The 19,227-nt window shown below is 70.1% G+C and carries 19 protein-coding genes and 1 pseudogene; 7 read left to right on the top strand and 13 right to left on the bottom strand.

Features of this window, described 5'->3' with window-relative positions; genetic code table 11:
• Positions 1-53: 53 nt before the first annotated feature.
• Positions 54-1,313 (top strand): annotated as a pseudogene (locus tag ACWF7A_RS36010) (BTAD domain-containing putative transcriptional regulator); the annotation flags it as partial.
• A gap of 328 nt (positions 1,314-1,641) precedes the next feature.
• Here the strand turns inward: ACWF7A_RS36010 and ACWF7A_RS36005 are convergent.
• Both ACWF7A_RS36005 and ACWF7A_RS36000 read right to left on the bottom strand, forming a co-directional pair.
• Positions 1,642-2,004, bottom strand: coding sequence for a MerR family transcriptional regulator (locus tag ACWF7A_RS36005; protein WP_452254974.1), 363 nt, complete (start codon positions 2,002-2,004; stop codon positions 1,642-1,644).
• 9 nt (positions 2,005-2,013) lie between these two features.
• The gene (locus ACWF7A_RS36000) at positions 2,014-2,373 is read right to left on the bottom strand and encodes a hypothetical protein (RefSeq protein WP_452254973.1); all 360 of its coding nucleotides are present in this window, start codon (positions 2,371-2,373) and stop codon (positions 2,014-2,016) included.
• Positions 2,374-2,470: 97 nt separating this feature from the next.
• Between ACWF7A_RS36000 and ACWF7A_RS35995 the strand changes: the two genes are divergently transcribed.
• Positions 2,471-3,211 carry a hypothetical protein gene (locus ACWF7A_RS35995; protein ID WP_452254972.1) on the top strand — a complete coding sequence of 247 codons (741 nt, stop codon included), beginning with the start codon at positions 2,471-2,473 and terminating at the stop codon, positions 3,209-3,211.
• A gap of 16 nt (positions 3,212-3,227) precedes the next feature.
• Here the strand turns inward: ACWF7A_RS35995 and ACWF7A_RS35990 are convergent, their stop codons facing one another.
• The gene (locus ACWF7A_RS35990) at positions 3,228-3,443 is read right to left on the bottom strand and encodes a hypothetical protein (protein WP_452254971.1); all 216 of its coding nucleotides are present in this window, start codon (positions 3,441-3,443) and stop codon (positions 3,228-3,230) included.
• 103 nt (positions 3,444-3,546) lie between these two features.
• Here ACWF7A_RS35990 and ACWF7A_RS35985 point away from each other — a divergent pair, with 103 nt between their 5' ends.
• The gene (locus ACWF7A_RS35985) at positions 3,547-6,285 is read left to right on the top strand and encodes an ATP-binding protein (protein ID WP_452254970.1); all 2,739 of its coding nucleotides are present in this window, start codon (positions 3,547-3,549) and stop codon (positions 6,283-6,285) included.
• 172 nt (positions 6,286-6,457) lie between these two features.
• Positions 6,458-7,030 carry a dihydrofolate reductase family protein gene (locus ACWF7A_RS35980; protein ID WP_452254969.1) on the top strand — a complete coding sequence of 191 codons (573 nt, stop codon included), beginning with the start codon at positions 6,458-6,460 and terminating at the stop codon, positions 7,028-7,030.
• Here the strand turns inward: ACWF7A_RS35980 and ACWF7A_RS35975 are convergent.
• The 6 genes from ACWF7A_RS35975 to ACWF7A_RS35950 are packed head-to-tail and all read right to left on the bottom strand — an operon-like array spanning position 7,012 to position 14,284.
• Positions 7,012-7,923, bottom strand: a complete 912-nt coding sequence (locus ACWF7A_RS35975) for an EamA family transporter (RefSeq protein ID WP_452254968.1) — start codon at positions 7,921-7,923, stop codon at positions 7,012-7,014. The two genes, ACWF7A_RS35980 and ACWF7A_RS35975, sit on opposite strands and share 19 nt — an antisense overlap.
• A 13-nt stretch (positions 7,924-7,936) precedes the next feature.
• Complete coding sequence (upp, locus tag ACWF7A_RS35970) at positions 7,937-8,602, bottom strand: uracil phosphoribosyltransferase (RefSeq protein ID WP_452254967.1); 666 nt, start codon at positions 8,600-8,602, stop codon at positions 7,937-7,939.
• Positions 8,599-9,261 (bottom strand): HAD family hydrolase, encoded by a 663-nt coding sequence (locus ACWF7A_RS35965; RefSeq protein WP_452254966.1) that lies wholly within the window; start codon positions 9,259-9,261, stop codon positions 8,599-8,601. Before ACWF7A_RS35965 ends, upp begins: the two co-directional genes overlap by 4 nt.
• On the bottom strand, positions 9,258-10,178 hold the full coding sequence (locus ACWF7A_RS35960) for a pseudouridine-5'-phosphate glycosidase (protein WP_452254965.1): 921 nt from the start codon (positions 10,176-10,178) through the stop codon (positions 9,258-9,260). The genes ACWF7A_RS35965 and ACWF7A_RS35960 overlap by 4 nt, the downstream gene beginning before the upstream one ends.
• A gap of 7 nt (positions 10,179-10,185) precedes the next feature.
• A complete protein-coding gene (locus ACWF7A_RS35955; RefSeq protein WP_452254964.1) occupies positions 10,186-10,410 on the bottom strand; it encodes a tautomerase family protein in 225 nt (74 codons plus the stop codon).
• A gap of 10 nt (positions 10,411-10,420) precedes the next feature.
• Positions 10,421-14,284 (bottom strand): amino acid adenylation domain-containing protein, encoded by a 3,864-nt coding sequence (locus ACWF7A_RS35950; protein ID WP_452254963.1) that lies wholly within the window; start codon positions 14,282-14,284, stop codon positions 10,421-10,423.
• A gap of 182 nt (positions 14,285-14,466) precedes the next feature.
• Between ACWF7A_RS35950 and ACWF7A_RS35945 the strand changes: the two genes are divergently transcribed.
• Positions 14,467-14,820, top strand: a complete 354-nt coding sequence (locus ACWF7A_RS35945) for a hypothetical protein (protein ID WP_452254962.1) — start codon at positions 14,467-14,469, stop codon at positions 14,818-14,820.
• Here ACWF7A_RS35945 and ACWF7A_RS35940 read toward each other — a convergent pair.
• Together ACWF7A_RS35940 and ACWF7A_RS35935 are read right to left on the bottom strand one after the other, a co-directional pair.
• Positions 14,809-15,099 carry a SelT/SelW/SelH family protein gene (locus ACWF7A_RS35940; protein WP_452254961.1) on the bottom strand — a complete coding sequence of 97 codons (291 nt, stop codon included), beginning with the start codon at positions 15,097-15,099 and terminating at the stop codon, positions 14,809-14,811. The genes ACWF7A_RS35945 and ACWF7A_RS35940 overlap by 12 nt on opposite strands.
• Positions 15,096-15,959, bottom strand: a complete 864-nt coding sequence (locus tag ACWF7A_RS35935; RefSeq protein WP_452254960.1) for a helix-turn-helix transcriptional regulator — start codon at positions 15,957-15,959, stop codon at positions 15,096-15,098. Before ACWF7A_RS35935 ends, ACWF7A_RS35940 begins: the two co-directional genes overlap by 4 nt.
• 144 nt (positions 15,960-16,103) lie before the next feature.
• On the opposite strand from ACWF7A_RS35935, the gene ACWF7A_RS35930 reads away from it, so the two are divergent.
• A complete protein-coding gene (locus tag ACWF7A_RS35930; RefSeq protein WP_452254959.1) occupies positions 16,104-17,144 on the top strand; it encodes an NAD(P)-dependent alcohol dehydrogenase in 1,041 nt (346 codons plus the stop codon).
• A gap of 18 nt (positions 17,145-17,162) precedes the next feature.
• Here ACWF7A_RS35930 and ACWF7A_RS35925 read toward each other — a convergent pair whose 3' ends face one another.
• Positions 17,163-17,534, bottom strand: coding sequence for a MerR family transcriptional regulator (locus tag ACWF7A_RS35925; protein ID WP_452254958.1), 372 nt, complete (start codon positions 17,532-17,534; stop codon positions 17,163-17,165).
• A gap of 59 nt (positions 17,535-17,593) precedes the next feature.
• Between ACWF7A_RS35925 and ACWF7A_RS35920 the strand changes: the two genes are divergently transcribed.
• The gene (locus ACWF7A_RS35920) at positions 17,594-18,643 is read left to right on the top strand and encodes an alkene reductase (protein ID WP_452254957.1); all 1,050 of its coding nucleotides are present in this window, start codon (positions 17,594-17,596) and stop codon (positions 18,641-18,643) included.
• Here the strand turns inward: ACWF7A_RS35920 and ACWF7A_RS35915 are convergent.
• Positions 18,634-19,221 carry a TetR/AcrR family transcriptional regulator gene (locus tag ACWF7A_RS35915; protein WP_452254956.1) on the bottom strand — a complete coding sequence of 196 codons (588 nt, stop codon included), beginning with the start codon at positions 19,219-19,221 and terminating at the stop codon, positions 18,634-18,636. The two genes, ACWF7A_RS35920 and ACWF7A_RS35915, sit on opposite strands and share 10 nt — an antisense overlap.
• Positions 19,222-19,227: the final 6 nt, after the last annotated feature.

Below are 19,227 nucleotides of genomic sequence, written 5' to 3'. Positions count from 1 at the left end.
TCTGTCGTGGACGACCTTGCCCATCCGGTGTTCGGCAGGGATTCGGAAACTGTGTGATCGGCTGCTCAGGGGGAGTGTGCTCAGTGGAGTTCGGACTGCTCGGCGATGTCGAGGTCCGCGTGGGGGACCGGGTCGTGGACATCGGTCACGCCCGGCAGAGATGTGTTCTGGCGGTGCTGCTGGTGGAGGCGAACCGGCTGGTACCCGTCGACGTGCTCGTGGACCGGGTGTGGGGTGAGCACGTGCCGCACCGGGCGCGCAACGCCGTGGCGGGGTACGTGTCACGGCTGCGGCAGGTGTTGCCGGACGTGCGGATCGTGGGCCGTCAGGGCGGGTACGTGCTGACCGTCGACCCGATGTCCGTCGACCTGCACCGGTTCGAGTCGCTCGTGCGCCGTGCGCGAGTGGAACCCGATGCCGTTGCGCTGCTGGACGAAGCACTCGGCCTGTGGCGCGGTGAACCGTTCTCCACTGTGGACACGCAGTGGCTGGCAGGCGTGCGGACGGCGCTGGAGGCACGGCGGTTCGCGGCGTTGCTCGATCGCAACGATCTTCTGCTGCGCCAGGGAGGGCACGCGGCACTGTTACCAGGCCTCGAAACGACGGCGGCGGCGTTCCCGCTCGACGAACGGCTGGCAGGGCAGGTGATGCTGGCGCTGTACCGCTGCGGGCGTCAGGCCGACGCTCTGCTGCGCTATGAACGGATCCGGCTGCGGCTGGCCGACGAGCTCGGTGCCGATCCCGGGCCGGAGCTGCGGGCGCTGCACCGCCGGATCCTCACGGCGGACCTGGCGCTGCCCCGGCGGATGCCCGCGCCGCCGCGGTCGTTCGTGGGCAGGGAGCGCGAGCTCGCCGCCCTGGACGCGTTGGCGGACAAGCAACTCGTGACGGTGACGGGCACGGCCGGAGTGGGGAAGACCGCGCTGGTGCTGCACTGGGCTCATCGGGTCGCCGAGCGGTTCCCGGCCGGGCAGTCGCACGTGAACCTGCACGGGTTCGGGCCGGGCGGGGAGGTGGCGCTGCCCGAGGTCGCGCCGGGCCGGCGCCTGGTCGTGCTGGACAACGCCCGGGACGCCGACCAGGTCCGGCCGCTGCTGGCCCGGTTCCCCGGCTGTCTCGTGCTGGTGACCAGCCGCGACCAGCTGACCGGCCTGGTCGCCGTGGACGGCGCGCACCCCGTCACCGTGGACCTGCTGTCCACCGAGGACTCGCGGGCGCTGCTCGCCGCGAGGCTCGGCGTGCTCGACGAGTCGGCGGCCGAGATCGTCACGCGCTGCGCCGGTCTGCCGCTGGCGCTGACCGTCGTGGCCGCGCGCGCCGCCTGCACGGGGTTCCCGTTGCGGGACATCGCCACCGAACTGAGAGGCGGGCTCGACCCGTTCGACGGCGGTGACCCGGCGACAGACCTGCGCCGGGTGTTCTCCTGGTCCTACGACGCCCTGGGGCCGGGTGCCGCGCGGCTGTTCCGGCTGCTGGGCCTGCACTCCGGCGCGGACATCTCCGTGGAGAACGCCGCCGCGCTGTCCGGGACGCCGCTCGTCCGGCCGTTGCTCGCGGAGCTGACCCGCGCGAACCTGCTCGCCGAACGGCGTCCCGGGCGCTACTTCCTGCACGGCCTGCTGCGCGCCTACGCCGCCGAGCTCAGTCGCTCAACGCCGCGACCACAGGGCACTGGTCGCGCACGCCGTTCTCGGCGACGTCCAGCAACGCGAGCCGCACCCGGTCCAGATCGTGCATCCGCTGCTCGATCTCCGCGACCTTGCCGGTGACCACGTCCCCGATGTCGGGCGTCGTCGAGGCGGACAGGAGCTGCTCGACCTCGGTGAGCGTGAAGCCGAGCCGGGCCGCGCGGCGGATGAACCTCAACCGCTTCAACGCTTCCTGGTCGTAGTGGCGGTAGCCGCCGTGGGACCGGGCGGTCGGCACCACCAGCCCCCGGCGCTCGTAGAACCGCACGGTGCTGATGCCCACCCCGGCGGCGCGGGCCAGTTCGGATATGCGCACCACCGGAAACTACCTCCGCAGCAGCGCGCGCAGCTGCGCCGCGCCCCAGAACAGCTCCAGCGCCAGGAACACCGCCAGCGCTGGCGTCTCGCCTTGCCACAACGCCCACGCGAACCAGAAGCAGAACAGCCCGCGGCCGATGGTGTCCGCGGTGATCAGCAACCGTTCGGGACGGAGCCACCGCACGATCGACCACATCACCACGACCGTGCCGAACAGCGTGGCGAACATCCGCGTCGGCGTGGTGTGGGGCGTGCCGAGCAGGTCCATCGCGAACGCGCCGGTCCACGGCGTCACGAACGCGACGCTCGCCACGAAGTCGTACAGCGCACCGGCTTTGCCCCAGCGGGCGACGTGATCTCTGGTCATGCCGGTCACGATGGACTCTGCACCGTGGTGCAGAGTCAAGTCCGCTCGCGCCCACTAACGTTGCCAGGCGAGGGGTTCGTCGAGCCGAGGGAGACAGGTGACCGGCCAGATCGTCCGCCACGCAGGCCGGATCGAGGCCGTGCGCGTGCGGTTCGCGGCCGTGCACAAGGCCAGCGCGGTCGTCGTCGGCGACGAGACCGTGTACGGGCGGCTGTGCCGGTGGGTGATCCACCCCGTGCTGGAGAAGCACGCGCGGCAGGACGAGCTGGTCGCCTACGTCGAGGAGAACCTGCGCCTGATCGTGGCCGGGCTGTACGACCTCTACGGCGTGCGGGCGCCCGCGCCGGACCTCGTGCGCGAGGCCGCCGTGCCGTCGCTGGTCGAGCCGGTCGAGGACACGGCACGGGCGGCGATGGAGCAGATCGGGCCGCTGCGGGACGTCCTCGACGACCTCACGGGGCTGCCGGACGTCATCGCCGCGCATGCGATGACCTGGTACAACATCGCGGGCGAGCAGGCTGACATGGCCGACGAGCTCGAGGACCTCCTGGAGCTCGACGCCCCGGAGTGGACCGGTGCCGAGGAGCACCTGCGGCTGATGGGGCACAACATCGAGGCGATCCGCGGGCTGAGCTCGGTGTCGGCGGCGTTCGGGGAGATCACCGAGAGCGTCGGCGTGCTGGTCGCGCAGACCCGGCGGCTCGTGCGGGAGCTGGTGATCGGCCTGGCCGTGGCGCCGTCGGACGCGACGCTGTGGCGGCTGGCCTGCCGGATCGCGGTGTACGGGGTGGCGCTGGAGGCCACCCTCACGCACCTGGAGAACCGGCTCGAGGGTTAGGCCCTGTCCTGCAGGGCTAGGCCGCCCTGCTCGCCCGGCGCCGGGCGAGCTGCGGCAGGAACCACATGTAGACGCCCGTTCCCATCAGGACGAACAGCGGCAGCAGCGGCACGTACGACACCCAGATCGCCTCGGCGTTCACGGTGAGCGCCACGGCCGTGAACACGACCGTGGCCATGAAGACCATGCTCACCACGCGGTGGAATTGGCGGATTCCCTTGCTGCTGGCCATTTTCGTCGTCCTCCCGGTTGCTGGTGACGACAACGGTAGGAGCGCGGGCCCGGCGGCGCTTCTCGATTCCTGACCGCCTGGGGAACCAGTACCCTCGGGCGCCATGCGGTTCCAGTCCCCGGTGCTGGTCGGTCGTGGCGAGGAGACCTCGGCACTGCGGGCCGCCCTCACACGGGCCGAGCACGGTCGCGGCGGCGCGATGTTCCTGGCGGGGGAGCCGGGCATCGGCAAGTCGCGGCTCGCCTCCGAGACCGCCGGGCACGCCTCGCGACGCGGGTTCCGCGTGCTCAGAGGTCGAGCGAGCCGCGCGGTGCCGTTGCGGGCGCTGTGCGAAGCCGTGTTGTCGGCCTTCCGCGGGGTGGCTCCGGACGAGGAGCAGCTCGGCGCGTACCTGCCCGTGCTGCTGCGGATGACCCCGGACGCGCCCGCCGGTGTGCCGGACCCGGCCGTGGTCCGGGCCGAGGCGGTCCTGCGCCTGGTCACGGCCGAGAAGACCCTGCTGGTGCTCGAGGACCTGCACGAGGCGGACGGCGAGACGCTGGCCGTCGTGGACTACCTGCTCGACAACCTCGCGGACGAGCCCGTGCTGATGGTGGCGACGCTGCGGCCGCATCCCGCTGGGGCGCAACGACTCGCGGACGAGGCCACCGCCCGCCGGGTGGCCGGGACGCTGCGGCTCGCCGGGCTGACCGGTGACGAGGTGGCCGAGCTGGCGCGCCACTGCCTCGGCGAACCCGCGCCGGACGACGTGCTCGCCCAACTCGTCGAGGTCTCCGACGGAGTGCCGTTCGTCGTGGAGGAGCTGATCAACGGCGACCTGCGGGCCGTTCCTCCCACGGTCGCCGCCGCCACCCTGCAGCGGGTCGACGCGCTCGGGCCGGACGGCGTCGCGTTGCTCGAAGCCGCCGCGATCTTCGGGCGGACGTTCCCCCTCGACGTCGTCACGGCCGTCACGAACAGCACGGAAGAGCTGTGGCAGGACGCCGAACGCGCGCAGCTGGTCGAGGGTCACCAGTTCCGGCACGCGCTCACCGCCGAGGCGATCACGGGCCGGATGACGCCGGCCGCACGGGCGGCGCTGGCCCGCCGGGCGGCGAGGGCCGCGGAGACGTTGCGGCCGGGCGAGCTGGAGCTCGTCGCGGAGCTGTGGGAGGCGGGTGGTGAGACCGCGAAGGCCGTGGGGTGCCTCGCGAGGGCGGGACGTCGCGCCGCCGCGCTCGGCCGCTTCGGCACCGCCGTGGAGCTGCTCGAACGCGGCCAGGCGCTGACCGGCGACCCCGATCTCACGGCGGACCTGCTCGACGCGCTCGCCGTCGTCCTGCCGCTGGCCGCGGTCGTCGTCCCGGCGGACAACGGCGCACGGGCCTTCGCGCTCGGGGAACGGCTGCAGCAGGCCCTGACCGAGACGCACGCCCGGCCCGGACGCCGGGAGGCCGTCCGGCTCGCGCAGGCCAGGGTCGCCGCCGTCGCCGGTCAGTGGGAACGCGGCCTCGACCTGCTCGCGGCGACGAAGGAGACCTGCCCGTCCGTCGACGTCGTCAAGGCGACGCTCCTGCTCGGCCTCAACCAGCTCGACCTCCTGCCCAAGGCCCGCGCGCTGGCCGAACGCGCCGCTGCCACGGGCACGCCGGAGGTCGTCTGCGAGGCCCTGGAGGTGCTCACCCGGTGCACGAGGGGGCAGGACCTGGCCGAGGCGCGGCAGCACATCCAGCGCTGGCTGCACACGGCCGAGCAGCACGGCCTCGCGGCGTGGCGGCTGCGGGCGTTGCTGGAGCTGGGGATCACCGACAAGTACCTGACGATCGGCGTCGACACCCTGCTGGCCGCCCGCCAGGCCGCGCTCGACACCGGTGCGATCGTCATCCTCGTCGCCGCCGACCTGCACCTGGGCGGCACCTACCTCGTGCGCGGCGAGTACGAGGAGGCCGCGCGGTACGGGGCGAGCGCCGGGGAGGCCGCGCGGAAGCTGGGCCTGCACGCGCTCGAAGCGCTCGCCGTCGCGATCGAGGCCGGCATCGCGTCCATGCACGGCGACCGCAAGGCGACCGACCGGGCGCTGGCGCGGCTGCGCGACCACGGCGGGTCGGAGGAGATCTGGTCCTACAGCTCCGCGGTCTGCGCGCTGATGGAGGAGCGGTACGACCGGGCGCTGGCCGAGTTCGACGAGGTGGAGAAGGCCGTCACGGAGCCGCGCATCCTCCGCGGCACCTTCTACCAGGGCCCGCGGCTGCTGGTGCGGGTCGCGCACGGCCTCGCGGGCAGGCCGGAGTACGAACGCCTCGCCGAGTCGCACCTCTCGCAGGTCCGGCTGCACCGCACGTACTTCGCGTGGAGCCACGCGATCCTGCTGGGCCGCGAGGGCCGCACCGAACAGGCCGACGCGGCGGCGGCCGAGGCGTGGGAACTGAGCACCGGTCTCGGCCTGCCCCGGTACCTCGGCCTGCGGCTCGCCGGGCCGCGAGCGCTGGCGGACGGCTGGGGTGAGCCGGTGCCGTGGCTGCACGAGGCCGAGGAGCACTTCCACCAGACCGGTGTGCCCGCTGTCGCCGCCGCCTGCCGGGCCGTGCTGCGCGAGGCGGGCGCACCCCGCCAGCGCCGCCGCCGCGACCACGACACCGTGCCCGCCGAGCTGCGCAAAGCCGGTGTCACGGTCCGCGAGTTCGAGGTGCTGCGGCTGGTCGTGGAGCGGTTCGGCAACGCCGAGATCGCCGAACGCCTGTTCCTGTCCCCGCGGACGGTCGAACGCCACGTCGGGAGCCTCAAGGCCCGCACCGGCTGCCAGAGCCGGGCCGACCTCATCACCCACGCCCGTCCGCTAATTGGGGGCTCTGCCCCCATGTGAGGGGCCCGACCAGCGGGAAGACTCACCGAGCAGACCGGCGGCGCTGGACTCGGAGGGGTGTTCAGCGCCGCCGTCACGCGTGTCGGAAAATCTCTTCGCGCGAGATGTCGATTGCCGCCATCTCCCGTTCGACGCACTGATGACAGCAAGCGCGAACACCGAGGAGAACCAGATGCGCACCCTGATCGCCACCGCTTTCGTCTCCCTCGACGGCGTCGTCGAGGCGCCCGGTGGCGAGCCCGGCCACCGCAGCTCCGGCTGGACCTTCAAGGACATCGAGTTCGACGAGGCCGCCTACGAGATCAAGGGCCGCGAGCAGGAAGAGGCCACGGCGATGATGATGGGCCGGGTCAGCTACGAGGCGTTCGCCCCGGTGTGGCCGACGCTCGACTACTTCCCGCAGTACAACGCGATGCCGAAGTACGTCGTCTCCAGCACCCTGAAGGAGGACCAGCTGGTCGACAACTGGGGCGACATCACGATCCTGCGCTCCCTCGACGACGTGGCCGCGCTGAAGGAGACCGAGGGTGGCCCGATCTCCCTGCACGGCAGCGCGACGCTCAACCGGAACCTCTCCGACGCGGGCCTGATCGACCGCTACCACCTGCTGGTGTTCCCGGTGCTGCTCGGCGCGGGCAAGAAGCTGTTCAGCGAGACCGACAAGGACAAGCAGATGCTGAAGGTCGTGGAGAGCGAGTCCTACGGCAACGGCATCCAGAAGCTCGTCTACGACGTCGTGCGCTGAAGCTCGCGCACCGGTTCGTCGAGCACCGGCTTCCTCGTCGGCGTGAGCTGCACCAGCAGGATCGCGCCGATGAGGATGGCCGCGCCCACGAGCTGCAGGAACGACAGCGTCTCGCCGAGGAACACGAACCCGAGGACCGTGGCGATGATCGGGCTGCAGAACCCGAGGAACGACAACCCGATCGCGGGCACGCGGTCGGTGCCGCGGAACCAGACCGAGTAACCGACGAGCGAACCGAACACGATCAGGTAGCCGAAGCCCAGCGCGTTGGTGCCGGTGATCGCGCTCGGCAGGCCTTCCAGCAGGAACAACGCGGGCAGCAGCACGAGCCCGCCCGCGGTGAGCTGCCAGCCGGTGAACATCAGCACGTTCACCCCGGCCGGGCGTTGCCACCGCTTCGTGAGCACGACACCGGACGCCATGCTGACCGCGCCACCGATCGCGGCGACCACGCCGACGACGTCCAGCGCCGCCGTGGCTTTCAGGACCAGCAACGCGACACCGGTCGTGGCGGCGAAGCACGCCAGCACGTGCGGTATCCGGATCTTGTCCCCGAGCACCAGCGCCGCCAGTCCCAGCATGATCACCGGCTGGACCGAGCCCACCAGCGCCGCGACCCCGCCGGGCAGCTTGTAGGCCGCGAGGAACAGCAGGAAGAAGAACGCGCCGATGTTGAGCGTGCCGAGGACCAGCGCGCGCCACCACCAGAGGCCCTTCGGCAGGACCCGGCCGATCAGCAGCAGGATCAGCCCCGCCGGCAGCGCTCGGACCACCGAAGCCAGCAACGGCCGGTCGGGTGGCAGGAGTTGGGTGGTGACGATGTACGTGCTGCCCCAGATCATCGGCGCCAGCGCCGTGATCGCCGAGTCGGCCAGCAGCCGGTTGCCCTTCATGGTCGCGCCCCCGTCACTTGTCGGTGCCGAAGAACCGGTCGCCGAAGTCACCGATGCCGGGCAACATGTAGGCGTTCTCGTTGAGCCGTTCCTCGATCGACGACGTCACGATCTGCACCCGCGGGAACCGCGAGCACACCGCCTCGATGCCCTCGGGCACCGTGATGAAGGTGACGAAGACGATGTTCTCTTCTAGCACTCCGCGGTCGAGCAGCACTTGAATCGCCGCGTTGGCGGTGCCGCCGGTGGCGAGCATCGGGTCGAGCAGCAGCACGTGCCGCGACGCGATGTCGTCCGGCAGGTTCGAGTAGTAGAGCTTCGGGAGCTTGGTCTCCTTGTCGCGCTGGATCAGGATCTTGCCGATCCGCGCTCCCCGGACGACCGCGCGCAGCCCGGCCTCCATGCTCTCGCCCGCGCGGATGATCGGGACGCCGACGAGCTCCTCCGCGAACCGCAGCCCGTGGTAGGTCGCGCCGACCGGGGTGGTGACGTCGCGCGGGGTGAACGGCAGCAGGCCGAGCCCTGCCTCGATCAGCAGCCGGTTGATCCGCTCGGTGTAGAAGACGAAGTCCTCGCGGGACACGTCCCGGTCGCGGACGATCGTGTGCAACGCGCGCAGCTGGTCGGTCTGAGGCAACAGATGCACGTTCTTCTCGAGGTAGGCCTCGATGGAGATCACGAGCACTCCTTGATGGCGGCCACGACGCCGGCGAACGAGTCGACGAGCCAGGTGGGGTTGGCGCTGAGCAGCTGGTCGACGCTGTGCACGCCGTAGGAGACGCCGATGGACGCCATGCCGGCGCCGTGCGCCATCAGGACGTCGTGCGTGGTGTCGCCGACCATGACGGCGTTCTCCGGTGCCACGCCGAGCCTGCGCAGCACCAGGAAACCGGATTCGGGATCGGGCTTGGGTTTCGAGACCTGGTCCGCGCCGACGACGACGGAGAACTCCTCGCGCAGACCCGCCGCGGTGAGCAGCGCCTCGGCGTTCACGATGAACTTGCTCGTCGCGACGGCGAGCAGGAAACCGTCCTCCCGCAACGACCGCAGCCCGTCGTACACGCCGGGGAACACCAGCTGCGTCGCCATCGGCAGCACGATCTTGCGGAACGTCGACTGGTACAGCTCGACGCAGGACGCGATGACCGGCTCGTCCTCGGAGAGCCCGAGCACCTTCGCGAACGCGGCCGGCAGCGGCAGCCCGATCGTGCCGCGGATCGTCGCGGAGTCCACTGTGGGCAGTTCGAGCTGCGTGAACACCGCCGCGAACGTCGTGACGATTCCGCGCGGGGTGTCGACCAGCGTGCCGTCGAGGTCGAAGATCGCGCAACGACTCATGACGAGAACTCCTTCGCGTGGGCGGCGGCGAGCTCACCGGCGACCTCGGCGGTGCTGATCAGCACCGCCATGTTGGCCTTCGCGGAACGGCCCTCCGTCGCCCGGTCGACCGCGCGCATCAGGTACTTCGTGATCGCCTGCCCCGACACGCCCTCGCGTTCGGCGCGGGCGACGGCCTCGTCGATCACCGCTTCCACCTCGGCGCCGTCGATCGCGTCCGCGTGCTTCGTCGGTGTGGTGACGAGGAACGAGCCGGGGTTGCCGAGCGCCCAGTGGTTCTCGATCGCCTTCGCCAGCAGCGCCGGGTCGTCGACGCGGTGCGGGGCGCGCAGACCGCTGGACACGCAGTAGAACGCGGGGAAGTCGTCCGAGCGGTAGGCCACCACAGGGACGCAGTGCGTCTCCAGGAACTCCATCGTGAGCCCGAGGTCGAGGATGTTCTTGGCGCCCGCGCACACCACCGCGACCTTGGAGCGGGTGAACTGCACCAGGTCCGATGAGACGTCCATCGTCCGTTCGGCGCCCCGGTGCACACCGCCGATCCCGGCCGAGGAGAAGAACTTCAGCCCTGCCAGCTCCGCCGCGATCACCGACGACGCGACGGTGGTCGCGCCCATCCCGCCGCGGGCCAGCACGATCGGCAGGTCGCGGCTGCTGACCTTCGGGATCCCCGTGGTGCACGCGAACCGCTCGATGTCGTTCTCGGTGAGGCCGATGAGGATGCGGCCGTTGTCGATGCCGATCGTGGCCGGCACCGAGCCGCTCGCCCGGACCGCGTCCTCGACCCGGCGGGCGGTCTCGGCGTTGTCCGGGTAGTCGAGGCCGTGCGTGATCACGTTGGACTCCAGCGCCACGACGGGTTGCCCCGCCGTGATCGCCTCGGCCACTTCCTCGCTGTAGACAAGGGGAATGTTCATCGGCACCTCAGTAGCTCGGGGTCTTGCGCAGGAGTTCCTTGCGTCCCACGATCTCCGGCGCGTAGACCTGGTCCTGCCACGCCTGCGGCCCGACCGGTTCCAGGGCGATGGACACGACGCCCTCGTCGCAGCCGAACGCCTTGGTCACCGCCTCGGTGATGGCCGAGACCAGCTCGGACGTCTGCTCGTCGTTGAGCGGTGCGGGGAAGTGCTTGATGTTCACGTGCGGCATCGCGTCCTCCTCATGACCGGTCTCCCGCGATGGCGAGGGTGACGGCCTTGGTGACGGCCGCGATGAGCTCGGCCATCTGCGCGTCGGACAGCAGCACCGGCACCTGGGCGATCTCCTGCTGCACGGCCGCGGTCTGCTCCATCGACGCCAGCAGCTCGTCGATGTCGGGCTCGCGCAGCAGGCTGTAGTGGTCGGCCCGCAGCTCGATGACGGTCGGGTCGGTGACCGAGAAGCCCTCGCTGCCCTCGATGAACGAGTAGTCGTCGCCCTGCGCCTTGAAGATCGTGAGCGGCGCGGTGATGGTGCGCTCGGCCAGTTCGCTGAAGGTGTACTTGAAGGAGAACGTCTCGGTGACGATCTTGATGATCCGCCGCACGAGCTCGCTGTCGAGGTCGCGGAACTCGGCGCTGACGAACGCCGCGAAGCTGTCCTCGTCCTTCGCGACCTCCAGGCACTTCGCGAGCCGCGCGTCGGTGATGCTGCCCGCGAACACGGAGAAGAGGATCGTGACGAACGCGCTGTTGGAGTAGGAGGCCTCGTCGCTGTCCCGTTCCGACCGCACCTTCGGTGATCCCGGCGCGATCAGGTAGAGGTTCGCGACCTGTTCGCCCGCCTGCTCCAGCTGATAGGCCGTCTCGAACGCGACCCGCGCGCCGAAGGAGTAGCCCCACAACGTGTACGGGCCCTCCGGCTGGACCTCCTTGATCGCCTTGATGTCGGCGGCGGCCATCTCGCGGATCGTGCCGTACGGCGTCTCGCCCTCGTTGATGCCGTGCGCCTGCACGCCGTAGAACGGGCGCTCCGAACGGCTTGCGAGCGTGCGCAGGTTCATCGGGTAGCCGCCGAGACCGGGCCAGCAGAACACCGGCACCGCGTCCCCGCCCGGCTGCAACGGGACCAGCCGGGAGATCGGTCCCTCGTGCAGGCCGTCGACCCGCCGCGAGAGCTGTTCGATGGTCGGCGACTCGAAGAGGACCTGCAACGGCAGGCTGGTGCCGAAGTCCTTGTTGATCCGGTTGACCAGGCCGACCGCGATCAGCGAGTTGCCGCCGGTCTCGAAGAAGTCGTCGTGCGTCGAGACGGTCTCGCGCTTCATCAGCTTCTTCCACATCTCGCTGATGCGGCGCTCGGTGAGGGTGCGCGGCGCGACGAACGGGCGGTCCTGGTCGTCGACGTTGGTCTTGTCCGACGCCTCCAGGGCCTTGACGTCGATCTTGCCGTTCGCGGAGAGCGGCAGCCTGTCGAGGACCACGACCTTGTTGGGGATCATGTAGTCCGGCAGGAAGTTCACCAGGTCGTCCCGGATGAGCTCGGCCGGGCCCTTCATGTGGACGACGTCCTCCTTCATGCCGGGGCTGCGGCGCTGCTCGTAGGAGACCTTGCCGCCCAGGAAGAAGTACGACGGGCCGCTGTCCTCGCCGATGTCGTTCAGGATGCCGTTGATGCGCTTGGCCGACGGCAGGTCGTTGTCCGACTTCGAGCTGTAGCCCGACGACATGAAGCCGAGGTCGACGTCGTTGGCGGACAACCGGTGCATGGTCCGGCCGAGGTCGACGTAGCGCCGCCAGTCCTCGGTGGACCGGCTGACGGCGGTGACGCCGAAGCTCGCCCGCTCGTAGACCGCCTGGTTGATGGCGATGACGTGCTTGCGCAGCACCAGTTCGTCGGACACGCGCTCGAACTCGCCGTCCGCGTACCGGTACTGGCCGCCGGGCAGGTTCGCGACGCGGCCGGGGTGCGTCTGGACGTAGACGTCGACGTCGTCCTCGCGGATCCCGGTGTAGGCGCACAGTTCGAACGTGCCGAGGTAGTAGTCCTCGTCGGCGACGTCGAGCTGCTCCTTGGTCTCCGGCGTGTGCTCGGCGGCCGTGATGTCGAGGCCGTAGCCCGGCAGGACCTCCTCGAAGAGCCCGACCATGTGGCCGGTCTCGATCTCCAGGACCTCCTGGATGTTGTTGAGGTACACCGACTCGATCGCGGCCTTGCGTCCGATGAAGTGCAGCTTCGCCTTGGCCTCGAAGCTCTCCGGCAGCGCCGAGATCAGCACGAGCTGGTGGCGCAGCGGGTGGTAGTAGTACAGCCCGGCCGGCAGGCCCGCGATGTGGTGCAGCTCCAGGTGGAGCTGGGTCGCGTAGAGCGAACCCGGTGACGCGTAGCCGTACTTCGGCAGCAGCCGCTGGTCGCTGAAGTGCGCGCCGAAGTAGCGCAGGATCTCGCCCAGCTCGGAGACGTGGATGGTCTTCGGGTCCTTGGAGCCGGCCCCGATCGGCTTGCGCTCCAGCAACCGCCGGAGGTCCGCGTCGGTGACCTGGCCGCCCTCGTAGAAGCGGTAGGACTTGCGGCTGAAGACGACCTTGCGCTGCAGGCAGCTCGCCTCCTCGCCGGGCAGCTCGAAGCTCTGCCTGCCGCCGAGGTCGTCGCGCACGCCGGGGTTCGACAGCTGCGCGCGGACCTGCAGGCGGCTCGACTTCGACTGGTGGTGCGAGCCGGAGTTGCCCTGGTCCATCAGGGCGGCTTCCTTGGGGTTCAGCTCGACGCACGCGATCAGGTTCTGGAACCCGGTGCGCTCGTCCTCCTTGACGATCACGGCCGCGTTGCGCACCCAGTCGTGCGTCTCGATCGCGAGCCGGATCTCGTCCAGCTCGACGCGGTAGCCGCGCAGCTTGACCTGGCTGTCGGCGCGTCCGGCGAACTGCACCGTGCCGTCGAGGTTCTGCGTCACGAGGTCGCCGGTGCGGAACATGCCGTCCACGAACCGTTCCGCGGTCAGCTCCGGCTGGTGCAGGTAGCCGCGGGCGACCTGGATGCCGCCGATGTAGAGCTCGCCGATCTCGCCGGGCGTGACCATGTCGCGGTTCTGGTCGAGCACCAGGTACGTGGTCTGCGCGACGGGCAGGCCGATCGAGATGGACTTCGGTGCCTCGGCGAGCTCCGCGGGGTCGACCACGTGCGACGACGAGTTGATCGTCGTCTCGGTGGGGCCGTAGAGGTTGATGAGCCGGACGTTCGGCATGTCCGCGACGAACGCCTGGGCGAGCGTGCGGGACAACGCCTCGCCACCGCTGAAGACCTGCTTCAGCGACGTGACGGTGTGGAACTCCTCGGTGTCGATCAGCGCCTGCAGCAGCGTCGGCACGCACTGCAACGTCGTGACGCCCTGCTCGCGCATGGTCTCGATCAGCATCTCCGGGTCGCGGTAGATGCCGGGACGGCCCATCACCACGGTGCTGCCGACGGCGGGGGCGAGGATCTCCCACTGCGCGGCGTCGAAGCTCATCGGAGTCTTCTGCACCACGCGCTTCGTGCCGTCGATGGCGTGCGCGTCGTGCAGCCACAGCATCTGGTTGACGATGCTGCGGTGCTCGATCATCACGCCCTTGGGCCGGCCGGTGCTGCCCGAGGTGTAGATGATGTAGGCGAGACTGGTGTGCGAGGGGGAGAAGCCGTCGTCGAACGCCTCGTCGCAGTCGTCGAGGGTGACGATTCGCGTCGTGCTGGGCGCGAGCTCGGCCAGGCGCTGCTTGAGGGCGGGCTGCGTCACGACGACCTTCGTGCGCGAGTCCTCGATCATGTAGCGGAGGCGCTCCTCCGGGTACTCCGGGCTCAGCGGCAGGTAGGCACCGCCGGCGCACAGGATCCCCCACGCCCCGACCACGAGGTCGAGCGACGGTTCCACGAACATGCCGACGCAGTCGTCCTCGCTGATGCCGAGTCGTCTCAGGTGCGTGGCCAGCGCGGAGCTCTGCTCGAAGAGCTCGCCGTAGGTGATGCTCTCTTCACCGAAGACGACGGCCGTGCGATCGGGGTGTTCCTCGACCTGCTTGCGCAGCAGGTCGGGAAGGCAGCCGCCGTCCACTTCAGCTTCGTGCGACATCTCAGAAATCCCCCAAGCGGTCAGCGGGCATGAGTGCGTGCGAGCGCGTTCTTGGTTAGTTGAAGAACGTATGAGTGACGGCTCGAAACCCACTGGAGTGGTGCGCCTGGTGGACAGCCGCAGAGGTCTACCAGAACCGCCTTGAACACCAACGGAACTCCACCGTTCGAGACGATGGTTCGATGGCGAATGGTTCCCCACTGTCCACAATGGTGTCGGGTGATCGCGGTGGGACCAGCGAGCACCGCAGGCCCGTGCTCTGTCACCACCACGCGCGCCACGGTGGGCGGCCAGATCGCTCCAGCCCGGACGCGTTCATCGACGACTACGGCACCACGCTGACGGACGCGGCGCGCGAGGCCCGGCTGCTCGAGGAGAGGGCGCCGGACCGGCACTGCACGCACGACCGCGTGCGCGCGATCTCCGGCGGCTATGAGGTGAAGGCGAGCTGCAGCAAGCCGACCGTGTTCTTCAGCGGTGTCGGCGGCACCGTCACGCAGGCCGTCGAGAACGCCCGGTTGTCGTCAGGAATCTGAGTTCTTGCGATCGGTGTGGCCCAGGGAACGCTCCGGTGCCACCCGGTCGCGCACGAGCTGCTTGAGCACGGCGAGGTCCGGGAAGCCATCCTGAACCTTCCGCGACCACAGGGTCTCGCCGTCGAGCCGCACGTCGAACACGCCTCCGGTGCCGGGGATCAGCGCGACCTCGCCCAGTTCGGCGGTGAACGTCGTCAGCATCTCCTGCGCGGTCCAGCTCGCGCGCAGCAGCCAGCGGCACTGCGTGCAGTACTCGATCTCCAGACGCGGTGTTGTCATGCCTGGGAAGTTACCGACGGCGTCGCGTCCGCACCCCAGTTGGCCAGCAGCTGCAGGCCCTCGGCGGACGGCGTGCCCGGTTCGGCGTGGTAGGTGCTGAGGAACATGCCCGGCTCGTTCGGCATGCGCAGCGTCTCGTACGAGAGTGTCAGCTCGCCCACGAGCGGGTGCCTGAGCACCTTCGTGCCGAAGCTCTTCTCCTTGACCTCGTGCGCGGCCCAGAGCTGCCGGAACAGCTCGCTCTTCAGCGAGAGCTCGCCGATCAGCGCGGCCAGTTCGGGGTCGTTCGAGCAGCAGGCGGCGTCGGAGCGCAGGAACGCGACGATGTCGGCGGCCTTGTTCTGCCAGTTCACGAACAGGCCCTGGTACTCGGGCCGCAGGAAGATGAGGCGCGCCCAGTTGCGGTCGCGCGGCGCCAGCTGGCTCCAGTCGCCGAACAGGGCCGCGGCCATCGGGTTCCACGCGAGGATGTCGGTGCGCCGGCCGCCGATGTACGCGGGCACGGCGATGCCCTCGAGCAGGTGCCGCAGCGCCGGGCGGACCATCGCGCGCGGGTCGGCCTTCTTCTTCGGCGGCTTGCTGCGGGTCAGGTTGCCGAGGTAGTCGCGTTCGGCGTCGGTCAGCCTCAACGCGCGGGCGATCGCGTCCAGGACCTCCGTCGAGACGTTGCGGCCGTTGCCCTGCTCCAGGCGCGTGTAGTACGCCACGGAGACGCCTGCGAGCTGGGCCAGTTCCTCGCGGCGCAGGCCGGGGACGCGACGGGTGCGGCCGTACTGGGGCAGACCCACGTCGTCGGGGGACAGCCGTGCGCGGCGGCTGCGCAGGAAGTCGCTCAGCTCGGTTCGCGGATCGACGGTCATGCCCCGAGTATCCCCGCGCCGTCCACGTCGTGCCTGCTACTGCTGGTGGTAGGCACGGCAGGCGTACGAAAACCAGGTGTCTGGGTAACCCCTGCGGACCGGAGCACTGTCGACATCGACACGACGAACCGAGGAGAGACCCTGATGAGCACCGTCGCTGCCTACGCCGCTCCCGCACCCAAGGCACCGCTGGAGCGCACCACCATCGAGCGTCGCGCGGTCGGCGCGCACGACGTCCTGATCGACATCAAGTTCGCGGGCATCTGCCACTCCGACATCCACCAGGTCGACGAGGGCTGGGGCCGGGGGATCTTCCCGATGGTGCCCGGCCACGAGATCGCCGGTGTGGTCGTCGAGGTCGGCTCCGAGGTCACCCGCCACGCCGTTGGTGACCGCGTCGGCGTCGGCTGCATGGTCGACTCGTGCCGCGAGTGCGAGTTCTGCCTGCGCGGGCTGGAGCAGTACTGCGCCAACGGCAACACCATGACCTACAACGGCGTCGACCGCCGCGGTGATGTCACGTACGGCGGCTACTCGCAGCAGATCGTGGTCGACGAGAACTACGTCGTGCGCATCCCGGACGCGCTGCCGCTCGACGTGGCCGCGCCGCTGCTGTGCGCCGGCATCACGCTCTACTCGCCGCTCAAGCACTGGGGCGTCGCGCCGGGCAAGAAGGTCGCCGTCGTCGGCCTGGGCGGCCTGGGCCACATGGGCGTCAAGATCGCGGCCGCGCTCGGCGCCGAGGTCACCGTGCTGTCGCAGTCGCTGCGCAAGAAGGACGACGGGCTCAAGCTCGGCGCCCAGGACTACCGCGCCACCAGCGACCCAGCCACCTTCACCGAGCTGGCGGGCAAGTTCGACGTCATCGTCTCCACGGTGTCGGCGCCGCTCGACTTCACCGCCTACCTCGGTCTGCTCAAGACCGACGGCGCCCTGGTGAACGTCGGCGCGCCGGAGGAGCCGGTCTCGATCAACCTGTTCGGGCTGCTCGGCGGACGCAAGACGCTCGCCGGTTCGATGATCGGCGGCATCGCCGAGACCCAGGAGATGCTGGACTTCTGCGCCGAGCACGGCCTGGGCTCGGAGATCGAGCTCATCACCGCCGACCAGATCAACACCGCGTACGAGCGCGTGAAGTCGAGCGACGTGCGGTACCGGTTCGTGATCGACACCGCCACGATCTGAGTGCCGCGCCGTGCCCGCTCACTGGGGCGGGCACGGTTTCCCGGTCGCGTAGGCCTCCGTGGCACCCGCGATCACCTCGTCGAGCTGCAGGAGCGTCTCCTGCAGCTCTTCGATCTGCTTCACCACCGACGAGCGGTGGCCGAGCAGCTTGGTCATCACCTCCGGCGCCGCCACACCCGTCACGACGCACGGCAGCATCTCCAGAATCGACGCGCTGGAGATCCCGGCGCCGTAGAGCTGCTGAATGAGCCGCACCCTGGCGACGGCGTTCTCGCCGTACTGCCGCTGCCCGCTCGCGCTGCGTTCCGAGGTGAGAAGGCGCTGCTCCTCGTAGTAGCGCAACGCGCGCACGCTCACGCCCGTGCGTTCCGCCAGCTCACCGATGCGCATGAGACCTCCGCCACAAAAGCTACCTCTGACGTCAACGTCAGGTTCTTAGCGTAGCTCTCATGCTTCTCAGCAGCTACCGACTCGGAAACCTGACCCTGCCGAACCGCCTCGTGATGGCGCCGATGACCCGCGCACGGGCCGTCGACGGCAAACCGACCGAGGCCACGGCCACCTACTACGCCCAACGCGCCACCGCCGGGCTCATCGTCACCGAAGGCGTGCACCCGAACGCTGTCGGCCAGGCCGGTCCGTTCATGCCCGGTGTCCACACCGACGACCAGGTCGCGGCCTGGCGCGTGGTCACCGACGCCGTGCACGCCAACGGCGGCCGCATCTTCGCCCAGCTCATGCACGGCGGCCGGATCGGGCACGCCGAGGTCGCGGGGCACCACCCCGTCGGTCCGTCGGCGATCGCGGCCGGCACCGACGTCTTCACGCCGTCCGGCATGGCGCCCGCCCCCGTCCCGCGTGCCCTGGAGACCGCGGAGGTGGCCGAGCAGGTCCAGGCGTTCGCCGACGCGGCACGACGGGCCGTCGACGCCGGGTTCGACGGCGTGGAGCTGCACGGCGCGAACGGGTACCTGATCCAGCAGTTCCTGTCGTCCAGCGCGAACGAGCGCACCGACGGCTACGGCGGCTCGATCACGGGCCGCATCCGGTTCGCCGTCGAGGCGGTCGAGGCCGCGGCGGACGCCATCGGCGCGGACCGCGTCGGCATCCGGCTCTCACCCGGCGGCGAGATCCAGGGCATCGTCGAGGAGAACGTGCCCGCGCTCTACGGCGAACTGCTCAAAGCGTTGCCGGACATCGCTTACGTCCACGTGCTGGCCACTGTGGAGGACGAGGTGCTGATGGGGCTGCGCAAGGCGTGGCCGACCGCGTTCGTCCTCAACCCCGGCGGCCAGATCGGCCCGGTCGAGGGCAACCGCGAACAGGGGGAGCGCTGGCTCGCGAACGGCGCCGACCTGATCAGCTACGGCCGCGCCTACCTCGGCAACCCCGACCTCGTCGAACGCTTCCGGCTCGGGCTGCCGCTCGCGAGCGCCGACCAGGCGACCTACTTCCAGACGCCGAACGGGTACGTCGACTACCCCAGCTATCAGCACTGAAGCGCGCGCAGCAGGTGCTCGACGAGCCGTTCGAGGTAGCCGGGACCGATCTCGGCGCGGCGCACCGACAACCGCCAGTAGACCGGGGCCGCCACCAGGTCCAGCGCGATCTCGAAGTCGAGGTCCGCGGGTAGCTCGCCCCGGTCGACGGCCCGCCGCAACGTCACCGCGCCCAGTGCGCGCCGGGGTTCGCCGATCGTCGCCGCGATCGCGTCGGACAGCGCCGGGTTGCGCACGGCCTCGGCGGTGAGGTCGGGCAGGATCGTCGCGAACCGGGGGTGCGTCAGCCAGTCGTGCACGGCCGTGACCGTGGCCAGCAGGTCGCCGCGCAACGACCCGGTGTCCGGCACCTCGGCCAGCGGCACGGAGAACTCCGACAGCGCCGCGACCACCATGTCCTGCTTGGACGGCCACCGCCGGTACAGGGCGCTCTTGCCGACCTCCGCGCGCTTGGCCACCGCCTCCATCGACAGCCGGCCGTAGCCGTGCAGGGCGAGCTCGTCGAACACGGCGTCGGTGATCGCCTGCGTCACCTGGGGCTGCAGGACGGCGGCGCCGGTCGGGGTGCGCTTGGTCATGGCGCA

This window comes from Lentzea sp. NPDC055074, from assembly GCF_053608005.1.
Note: the sequence above shows the minus strand (reverse complement) of the source record. Positions and strands in the feature narration are given on the sequence as shown.